The 8858-nt window shown below is 70.1% G+C and carries 16 protein-coding genes and 1 pseudogene; all 17 read right to left on the reverse strand.

The features are described 5' to 3' along the window. Positions 1-74 precede the first annotated feature (74 nt). Positions 75-524, reverse strand: coding sequence for a hypothetical protein (locus M6444_RS17590; RefSeq protein WP_298330381.1), 450 nt, complete (start codon positions 522-524; stop codon positions 75-77). Beyond that, complete coding sequence (locus M6444_RS17595; protein WP_298330384.1) at positions 521-775, reverse strand: hypothetical protein; 255 nt, start codon at positions 773-775, stop codon at positions 521-523. The genes M6444_RS17590 and M6444_RS17595 overlap by 4 nt, the downstream gene beginning before the upstream one ends. Next, positions 775-987, reverse strand: coding sequence for a hypothetical protein (locus M6444_RS17600; protein WP_298330387.1), 213 nt, complete (start codon positions 985-987; stop codon positions 775-777). Before M6444_RS17600 ends, M6444_RS17595 begins: the two co-directional genes overlap by 1 nt. Next, a complete protein-coding gene (locus M6444_RS17605; RefSeq protein WP_298330390.1) occupies positions 984-1304 on the reverse strand; it encodes a VRR-NUC domain-containing protein in 321 nt (106 codons plus the stop codon). Before M6444_RS17605 ends, M6444_RS17600 begins: the two co-directional genes overlap by 4 nt. Next, the gene (locus M6444_RS17610; RefSeq protein ID WP_298330393.1) at positions 1301-1537 is read right to left on the reverse strand and encodes a hypothetical protein; all 237 of its coding nucleotides are present in this window, start codon (positions 1535-1537) and stop codon (positions 1301-1303) included. Before M6444_RS17610 ends, M6444_RS17605 begins: the two co-directional genes overlap by 4 nt. A 47-nt stretch (positions 1538-1584) precedes the next feature. Next, the gene (locus M6444_RS17615) at positions 1585-1959 is read right to left on the reverse strand and encodes a hypothetical protein (RefSeq protein WP_298330395.1); all 375 of its coding nucleotides are present in this window, start codon (positions 1957-1959) and stop codon (positions 1585-1587) included. 172 nt (positions 1960-2131) lie between these two features. Beyond that, the gene (locus M6444_RS17620; RefSeq protein ID WP_298330398.1) at positions 2132-2755 is read right to left on the reverse strand and encodes an HNH endonuclease signature motif containing protein; all 624 of its coding nucleotides are present in this window, start codon (positions 2753-2755) and stop codon (positions 2132-2134) included. Continuing rightward, positions 2755-2910 (reverse strand): hypothetical protein, encoded by a 156-nt coding sequence (locus M6444_RS17625; protein WP_298330401.1) that lies wholly within the window; start codon positions 2908-2910, stop codon positions 2755-2757. Before M6444_RS17625 ends, M6444_RS17620 begins: the two co-directional genes overlap by 1 nt. 449 nt (positions 2911-3359) lie before the next feature. Continuing rightward, on the reverse strand, positions 3360-3680 hold the full coding sequence (locus M6444_RS17630) for a WhiB family transcriptional regulator (protein ID WP_298330404.1): 321 nt from the start codon (positions 3678-3680) through the stop codon (positions 3360-3362). After that, on the reverse strand, positions 3677-3856 hold the full coding sequence (locus M6444_RS17635; RefSeq protein WP_298330407.1) for a hypothetical protein: 180 nt from the start codon (positions 3854-3856) through the stop codon (positions 3677-3679). The genes M6444_RS17630 and M6444_RS17635 overlap by 4 nt, the downstream gene beginning before the upstream one ends. Then, complete coding sequence (locus M6444_RS17640) at positions 3853-4440, reverse strand: transposase (protein ID WP_298330410.1); 588 nt, start codon at positions 4438-4440, stop codon at positions 3853-3855. The genes M6444_RS17635 and M6444_RS17640 overlap by 4 nt, the downstream gene beginning before the upstream one ends. Beyond that, positions 4437-6026, reverse strand: coding sequence for a ParB/RepB/Spo0J family partition protein (locus tag M6444_RS17645; RefSeq protein WP_298330412.1), 1590 nt, complete (start codon positions 6024-6026; stop codon positions 4437-4439). Before M6444_RS17645 ends, M6444_RS17640 begins: the two co-directional genes overlap by 4 nt. A gap of 5 nt (positions 6027-6031) precedes the next feature. Continuing rightward, the gene (locus M6444_RS17650; RefSeq protein ID WP_298330414.1) at positions 6032-6289 is read right to left on the reverse strand and encodes a hypothetical protein; all 258 of its coding nucleotides are present in this window, start codon (positions 6287-6289) and stop codon (positions 6032-6034) included. A 10-nt stretch (positions 6290-6299) separates the two neighbouring features. Further along, positions 6300-7571, reverse strand: a complete 1272-nt coding sequence (locus M6444_RS17655) for a hypothetical protein (protein WP_298330415.1) — start codon at positions 7569-7571, stop codon at positions 6300-6302. Beyond that, complete coding sequence (locus tag M6444_RS17660) at positions 7571-8431, reverse strand: PD-(D/E)XK nuclease family protein (RefSeq protein ID WP_298330418.1); 861 nt, start codon at positions 8429-8431, stop codon at positions 7571-7573. The genes M6444_RS17655 and M6444_RS17660 overlap by 1 nt, the downstream gene beginning before the upstream one ends. Then, a complete protein-coding gene (locus M6444_RS17665) occupies positions 8428-8670 on the reverse strand; it encodes a helix-turn-helix domain-containing protein (protein WP_298330422.1) in 243 nt (80 codons plus the stop codon). Before M6444_RS17665 ends, M6444_RS17660 begins: the two co-directional genes overlap by 4 nt. Continuing rightward, positions 8667-8858, reverse strand: a pseudogene (locus M6444_RS17670) (hypothetical protein); the annotation flags it as partial. The pseudogene M6444_RS17670 and the gene M6444_RS17665, both read right to left, overlap by 4 nt.

Raw genomic sequence — 8858 nt, forward strand, 5'->3', positions numbered from 1 at the left:
CACCTCATGTGGTACGGGGCGCACGATGGCTAGCTTCCGACAGGATTACATTTCCCAGGTCAGGATGTCAAGCATTAGCCGGCCACCTCGTCACGCGCCCACGGTGGCTGCCGATCGGCCAGTCGCTGTGCGCGTCGCTGCTGCGCCGCTTCGGCGCGCCGCACGTCGCCACGATCGGCAGGGTGTGCGATCGCACGTTCGTGCTGCTCGGGCTCGACTGGCCGGCGCTTGTCGATGCGCGCCATGAGGTCGTTCAGCCGCGCCTGTGCGTGCTGGATCTCGCGGAACGCTCGGAACATCGATTCGGCAGCGTCGTGCATGCACCGTCGCAACGCTGCCGAATCACCGACCACTTCGGACGACAGATCGCCGCCGACCTGGTGCGCGGTCTTCACCTCATCGGCGACTCGCGGCCGCGCATAGGCGACCGAGTACAGACCGCCGTAGTCGAAGTTCACCTTCAGGATCTCGGCGCGCAGCGCGTCGGCCAGGCGCTCGATGACGGCCGGATCCGGCGCGCTCACTTCGGCACCGACAGGTCGCCGGTCGGCACGACGAGCCGACTTCCGGTCTGTGCCTGGTGCCTGAGCATCGACGCCAGCTCGAGCGCCTGGTCGCGCCCAAGGAACGACACATGCATGCCGGTCGGCGAGTCGATCCGCAGCACGGTCATCATGCCGACCGGCGTCTGCGCGCCGCCGACCATGACCGTGACCGGCACGGGCATCGGTGGCACGACCTGCGGCGATTCGTCGGGCATTGCGGGTGTATCCATCAACCCCTCCTCGATTCGGTGGTCCAGCGGCGAAAGACGTAGCGGATCCGCCCATCGGTCATCTGGCGCAGCTCGTAGACGGCGATCGTGTGCGTTCCGCCGATGCGCCGTTCGACGCGGTACATCGGATCCGTCACGGTCTCGATCGAGCCGTCGCTCGGACCGCCGAAGAACTCGACCTCGACCGGCCGGCCGCGATGCAGGACGCTCACGAGAGCGTCTCCTCGACGATGCGCATGTCGAGCGGCCGCCAGACGTAGACCTCGGCGGCGGTGTCGCGCAGCGCGGCCAGCCAGTGCCGTTGCGCCGTCGAGAGCTTGCCCGTGACGGTCTTCAGCTCGGCGAAGACGAGCCGCGATCCGCGCACGAGCGTCAGATCCGGAAAGCCGCGCTGGCTTCGGCGACTGTCGTGCGTGTGGTACGCCAGCCAACCGCGCGCCTCGGCGATGCCGATGACCGAGCGCATGAATTCCTCCTCCGAGACCGCCGACATCAGCGCGACGTAGCCCGGCGTCGGTTCGGCGGTCACAGCCCGATCCGATCGCCGATCGGCGGCGTCGTGAGCCGCGCGCCGAGCTGCTGGAGCTCGTGATCGCAGATACGCCGGGCAGCGACGATCAGCAACGCCATCGTGAAGTCGATCCGCTGCATGTTGTCGAGCGATTGGATCGCCGCGATGATCGGATCGAAGTCTGCCGGCGAGCGCAAATCCCGCGCGATCGTGAGCGCCTCGACGAGCGCCACAGCGACCGGCTTCGTCACGACGGCGACGGCGATCGAGCCGGTGTGATCGCGCTCCTGGCCGTCGCTCACGACGCCGCCGATCGACGGTCGAGATGCGACTTCAGGCCGGCCTCGTCGCGGATCCGCCGGATCGCCTCGATACCCGCCAGACGCTCGTCCTCGCTCAGCGGCTCGGGTGCGTCGGCGGCTCGGAACGGCAACGGCTGCGGCCGGTGTGGCCGATCGAGGAACTGCGCCAGATCGCCCGGCTTCGGACGGAACCTGCCGCTCTCGGTGCGCTGCCAGGCGTCGAGTGCCTTCGACAGCTCGCCGTGCCGGTAGCCGCGCAGCGCAGCTCGCCAGATCGCTCGCTCCTCGTCCGGGAACGGCTGGCCCGACCAGTTGGCGAGCGAAGCCATCGCCGCCTTGAGCTGATCCTCGCTGAGCCGGTCGTCGGTCATCGTGATCCTTCCTCGATGATGACGACGGTCGAGCCCCAACAGACTCGCGTAGTCATCATCATGTAAGTCAATTGGGTAGGGGAAGGGGTATTGGGCAGGCGTTTTGCGCAACCCGACGCCTGCGGAACGTCTGCGGAAATGCCTGCACGCCGGAGGCGTTCGAGTAGGCGTTTCACGCCTTCCACGTCCCTTCAGGCCGGTAGTCCATGCGTTCGGACCCTTTGCTGGAATTGCAGCGAGAACAGAGGGGCTGGATATTCCCAATAGCGTCGCTGCCGCCTTGGTAAATCGGAACGATGTGGTCCTTGACTCTCTTCCGGTCGGGTCCGAAAGGCTCGCCGCAACGAAGACAGTTCGACCCACACGCAACGACGAGTTCTTCCCACTCGGCTGCCGTATGTGTTCCGAGCTGCCGAGCTTCGGCGAGCCTCTTCGATCTCGTTTCGGCGGCGCTCGTTCCAGCGCGCTGGTTGCCCCACTTAGCCCGGGCCGCGTTGCGAGCCGACGCCGACCGCTCGTCCTTCGTTCGGTTCCACTCGCTCCAGTCGTGGACACGCACGGAGCCGTCTCCGGCGTCGTCCCACAGGCCGGCCGCGAGTAGTGCTCGCTTCACCGCCGCCGTGTAGCTGGTGATGAGGCGCGGGATCTGCGGAGCGATGATCAGGCCGTCGGTGTCGCCACGACGGCAGTAGCACAGGCCGGCCACGAACAGCCACGGCGCGTCACGGTGCGCCTCACGAGCCAGCAGCACCTTCGGGTGTTCGTCGAAGTGGTCATCGAGGTACACCCACGCCATCAGTCGGCCTCCTCGATCGTCAGCGTCACGATGCGGCCCGGCAACCAGTTCTCGATCGTCAGCTCGGTGTCGAGGTCGTCGGCCGGGACCTCGCGCTCGTACAGGACGTGGATGCCGTCGACGTTGCGATGAACGTGGAGGAGCGCGGTGGTCACGAGCCCTCCCCTTCGTGGCGGCCTTCGTCTGTGCACAGGTCGCAGTAGTCGCGATGGCTGCCGCGAGCGTGGTGCCAGCCATTGCGTCGCGTGAGAAGCCAGCGGACTCCGGCGGCGCTGATCGCCATCGGGGTCGAGGTCGCCCCGCATCCGTCGCAGGTGATCGTGACGGTCGTGGACGCGCTCACGGCTCCCACTCCCACAGCCCTTGGATGAACCGGGCGGTCACGACAGGTCCTCGTCCACCGAGTCGTACCCAAGCCTGATGGCGCTCCCGTGGCACGCAGCGCACCACGCCGAACCATCGGACGGCAGCACGAGGGCGGCTTCATCGCCGCACGACTCACACGTTCGACCTTCGGGATCGACCTGCGCCAGCGTGTCCGCCACGCCCTCGTGGTAAGGGCACGGCTTCGGCCAGGTCTCGCAGCATCCTGCGCGGCTGAGGCTCACGACTCACCAACCCGAATCCCGAGCCGCCGACGCAGCGTCCGCCGCGGTCGTTCGCCCATGCCGCCCCAGTAGCCGAGGTGCTCGTGACGGAGCGCCCAGTCGAGGCACTCGTCACGCACCGTGCAGCGTTCGCACGCGGCCACCACCGCGGGATCCAGCTCCTCGCCCCGTCCGACGAAGAACAGCCGCCCGTCCATGCCGATGCAGGCCGCTCGTGCCCGCCACGGCATCTGGCGTTCGATCAGGCCGGTCACGTCGACGGGCATCTGCTCGGGACGCGGGAGCGTGAGCATCGCGCCCTCGGGGTTGCGGCTCATGACTCGCCTCGCAGGCGCTCGACTTCGGCCAGCAGCTCGTCGGCCATGTCGAGCGCTCCGGCGAAGGTTTCGATCTCGATCCAGTCTCCGCCGTGTTCCAGCTCGGCGACGATCTTCCGCGACAGCGCGATCTCGTGCCGGTAGTCGTCGGGGTTGAGCTGGCCGGGTACCTTCACTTGGCACCCGCCTTCCGCACGGCCGTCATGCACGACGGGTTCTCGTCGAGGTGGTGCAGGAGCGCGTTGTCCCGGGCGTTGAGCTGTGTCGGGTCCTCGATCGGCACGAGCGCCTTGCAGACCGGGCAGCGTGCCGACGGACCGCCGGCGGTCTTGGCCTTGGTGGGCTGGCCGGGATTCGTCCCGGTGATCGAGCCGCCCATGGCGACCGGCTTCTTGCCGTACCCGGCCTTGCGCCACCGGTTGATCGACCCGGCGGCCAGTTCGAGGCGTCGCTCCACCGAGGCATCGCTGACACCGCTCTCGGCCTCACGGACGGCCAGGTGCTTCTCCTCGTCGGTGAAGCGGCGGCGGTTGCCAGTCCGCTTCGCCTCGGCCGTGGTGGCGGGCGGCGGGTCGTCGACGATGACGGTGTCGGCTGCCGGGCCGCGCTCGACCTTGATGACCGGCGCGCCGTCGAGCACGCCCTTCACGATGTCGTCGAGGGCGATGAGCGAGTCCTCGATCCACCGGAGCTGGCGCTGCAGTGCGTCCCGCTCGGCGGTCAGCTGCTCCCGCAGCTTGTCGATGGTGAGGGCGCTCATGCCGAGGCCCTGACGTCGATGCCGTGCTCCTCGGCCAGGTGGACGTCGCCGCGCTCGCGGGCGTCGCTCTCGTTGGTGTTGAATCCGTCGAGCTTGCCGCAGACCGAGCACATCCGCAGCCACCGCTTGCCCTGCTGGCGCAGGTGGATGACCGGCTCGGGCCCGATCTCGTCGACCGGGTCGTCGAGGTCGGCGTTGGCGTCCTCGTCCTCCTCGAACGGCCAGCCGACGTACCGGCGCTCGGCCGTGGTCGGCTCGTAGCCGAGCGCCTGCAGGCGGGTGAGGTACAGGTCGACCTCGAGGCGGTAGTACTCGGCCACGATGGCGTCATCGAGGTCGTAGCGGGACATGGTGAAGATCGCCTCGAACCGGGCGAGCGCCAGGAAGAACGCGGCCCGGTGGGCGTCGATCTCCTTGGCCGTGGCCCGGGCCACGATGGCGTCGGCCGCTGCGGCGTGGTCCATCCCGGCGGGGTCGATGCCGAGGAGCGTGCAGACCAGCTGGATGTCCTCGTCCGTGCCGATCTCGCCGATGACCGTCTGCAGTGCCGCGGTCGCCAGCGCGAGCTCGCCCGGCTTCGCCTTGAGGTCGGCCAGCCACGTCCGCCGACGCTCGGTGGCGAGGTCCAGCTCGTCCCAGTGGCGGAAGCGGAGCTGGCGCTCGCGCTCCTCCTCGGCCGTCACCTTCGGCGCGCCCTGCTCCTTGGCGCCCTTCGGCTCCGGCCGCTCGTGCGTGGCCGGCGCCAGGCAGATCTCGAACGTGCCGCGACCGTCGCCCTGCACACCGAGCGCCCGGCAGGTGGCGTCAGCGTGCGCCTTGCGCTCCTTCGGGGTCAGCCAGGGGAGCGCGGAGAGTCGCACGGCAGTGCCGAGTGCCGTGTACTCGTCGAAGGTGAGCACCGCGACGCCGGCCGCCTTCGCCTCCTCGATCGCCTGTGCCGTGCGCTCCCGGTCGAGCGCCTTCGCCTGCTCCCGGCGGATCTTCCACGAGAGGTCGAAGTCCTCGATCTCCTCGTCCGGCACCGGCTCGCCGTCCTCGTCCTCGATGTCGGGCAGCTCGGCCACCACGTCGTCCCGCTGCTCCTCGGGCAGCGAGGCCAGGGCGAGGGCGTCGGTCTGCGTGATGAGGCCACGGTCGACGAAGGTCTTCGCCTTCTCGGGCAGGTCGAGCAGCGCCAGCGCCTTGGAGACGGTCGGCTGGCTGACGCCGGTCAGCTTCGCCACCTCGGCCTGTGTCTTGCCGAGGTCGATGAGCTGCTGGAAGGCGGCGGCTCGATCGAGCGGCGCCAGGTCCTCACGGTGCAGGTTGTCGACGAGCTGCATGGTCAGCCGCTCGGTCTCGTCGAGGTTGCTCTCGACGATGACCGGCACCATGGGCAGGTCCGCCCGGGCAGCCGCTGCCAGCCGACGATGGCCGGCGATCAGGCCGAGCTTGCCGTCGGGCAGCTCCCGGACGAGCAGCGGGGACGTGATGCCGATGGTGGCGATCGAGTCGGCCAGGCCGCCGAGGTCGCCGAGGTCGGATCGGGGGTTGTCGTCGCTCGGGACGAGCGACTCGATGGGGACGGTGCGCGCGTCCAGGGTCATGGTGGTCAGGCCTCCTTGGCTGGTGTGTCGTCGGCGGCCCAGTCGTAGGGCGCGTCGCTGTGCAGGACGAGGACGTGGTGGTGCTGCGGCGGGCGCCGGTTGCAGGCCGTCCGCCGCCGCCGGCGCTCGGCCGCGTCGAGGACGATGCTCACGAGCATCAGCCCCACGAGCACGGCGAACGAGATGACCGTCAGCCACCACGGCGTGGCGGGTGACATCAGGCCGAAGATGACGCCGAGCGCGGCGCCGGCGAACCATTCCATGACGACCTCCTCAGAACTTCGGGTCGACGACGTAGCTGCCGTCGGGCTGCGGGGTGAGGACGAGCTCGCTCGCCTCGATGTCGCTGAGCGTGGCGTTGCAGTACGCGGCTTCGGCCGGCTTCATCTCGGCCGTCGAGGTGGTGCGGCCATTCGTGGCGAATCCGACGACGGCGCGGAACTGCGCCTCGTCGAGGCCGACGGCCGTGGCACGGGTGTGGAGATCACGACACCAGGCCGGTGCGGACGACGGCGCCTGTGCCCTCGCCTCGTCCGTCTGCGTGGACCTGGTGCCGCGGCGGGATGACGAACGAGGGGCCGGGCTGGACGCCGCCGGAGCGATCGGCGTGTCCTGTGCGCTGGCGGCCGGGGGAGTGGCCACCGTCGTGGCGCCTCCCGGCCCCTCGTCGTCGACTTCGGCCGCCGGGCGCGGGCGTCGCCCGCTGGACGCCACCGGCGGCGCTGCGTTGGCCCGGCGTCGGGCGGGCGCGGGATCGGCTTCGACGGCCGCGATCTGCTCGGGCAGCGATGGCACGGGCGAGTCGTCCCTCGGCACGGGCGTGAGCGATGCGGTCGGCAGCGCTGCGGCGACGGTCGCAGCGACCGGCGCGGGAACGCCGGCGATGGCAGCGGCCGTCCCGGCGGCCAGCGCGCCCATGTCCACGAGGAAGTCGAGGACGGGAACGGCGAAGTTGTTCGGCGGCTTGTTGGGCCGCTTCACCGTCCGGTGCTCGATGCGGAGCGTCCCCGGCAGCACGGATCGGCCGACGGTGGCCGTGAGCATGGCGGCCACCTCCATCGCACCGCCGAGCTCGGTGGCGGCGTAGTAGCCGCTGGTGTCCAGCCGCCACAGGCCGGTGCCGGGATAGGCGGCGAGCATGAGGGACAGGCGGGTGTGCGGCTTGCACTCCCGGGCGTCGGGATCGCACAAGCACGGCCCGTCGCTGATCGAGTCGTGCTCGCCGTCGCACCGCCGTTGGCAGCCGCCGCCGGACCACGTCTCGTAGTGCTGGCTGAACGACATCTGCTCGGGCGGCACGGTGACCGGAATCTCGGCCGCGGTGGTGAACACCTCCCACTGCTCGCCGCCGGGAGCATCGGCCCACGGGCGCGCCTCGCCGCCGTAGGTGACGGCGACCGCCTCGATCGCCCGCCGGTTGCGGCTGGTGAAGCGGAACTGCGCCAGCTTCAGCGGCCGCTTCTTGCCGTTCGGCGTCGGCTCGGCCGCACCGATGCGGATCCGGCCGGCCTCGTGCAAGCGCCGCTGCAACCCGATGATCGCCATCACTCCCCCTCTTCGGCGAACACGAGCGGTTCGCCGATGACCTTCTTGCTCAGGCCCGACTGCCACCGGAACGCCTCGAGCGCGAACAGGAAAGCGTCGAAGACCTGCCCGTCGCAGCGCACCGGGTAGGCGGTGCAGTGCTCGGGCGTGATGTGGATGGCGATGCCGCCATCGACCTCGGGCACCGGGACGGCCATCGACCGCTCGTCGTCGCCGAGCAGGTAGTAGCGACGCCGGAACTGCTCGTAGCGCCGCGGGCGCCAGACGGCAGCCAGCTCGGCGTGCCGGTAGGCGGCGAGCTGCAGCGCCACTTCGGGATAGGGGCCAGACGGCTTGCCACGGCCGTCGACGCTCTTGCGGCTCGTCTTGTAGTCGACGATCACCCGCTGGCCGCCGACCGAGGCGATGGCGTCGAGCGTGCCGGCGTAGCCGAACGTCTCGTTGTAGACGGTCGTCTCGACCGCCTCGTAGACCGGCTGCGCCTGCTGCAGCCACTCGTCGAACCGATCGAGGAACGGGCGCACCTCGTCGTCCACCTCGGGCCGCTGGCCGGTGAGGGCGTACTCCTCGCAGGCCGCGTGCACCTCGGTGCCCAGCTCGGCGGACGAGCGCACACCCTTCGGCCGCCGGAAGCGGGCGTCCCGCAGCCACTTCACGACCGCCTCCTCGCCCTCCTCCTCGATGCGCGCCTGGAGTGATCCGGCCACCTGGACGGCGGCGAGGGCTGCCTGCTCGGCCGCCCAGTACTGCAGGGCCGGCTTGTCGAGCGCTCCGATAATGGTGGTGACCGAGTAGTGGCGAACGTCGAGCGCCTCGGGCTTCTCGACGTCGACCGGCTCAGGCCCGACGACGGCGCTCACCGGTTCACCTCGGAGACGCCCCGCCCCGGAGCGCCAGCGGCGGAACCGGCGCTCGACGGGGCAGGGGCGGACTCGGGGTCGAGCTGCTCAGCCAGCCGACCGAGATGGATGAGCCAGCGGTGCCCGACCTTCACAGCCGGCAGCCGGCCGGCCCGGCACATGCGCATGACCGTGTCCGGCTCCAGGCGCAGGAGCGGTGCGATCTCGTCGACGGTGGCGAGCTGAGGGAGCGGCGTCACGACGCCCTCACGAACTTGCCGAGGCTGTCCAGGCGGTAGGGGACGTTGGGTTCGATGCCGTCCTCGCCCACGTAGGCGACGGCGAGGCGACGGCGGCTACCGTCCCACCATGCGATCGTGAGCGTGGACCAGTCGCCGCCGGTGAGGGTGGAATCGTCGCCCCCGGTGAGCGTGGAGCGGTTGCCGCC

This window comes from Haloactinopolyspora sp. (genome assembly GCF_027324685.1).
In the GTDB taxonomy this organism is placed as follows: Bacteria; Actinomycetota; Actinomycetes; order Jiangellales; family Jiangellaceae; genus Haloactinopolyspora.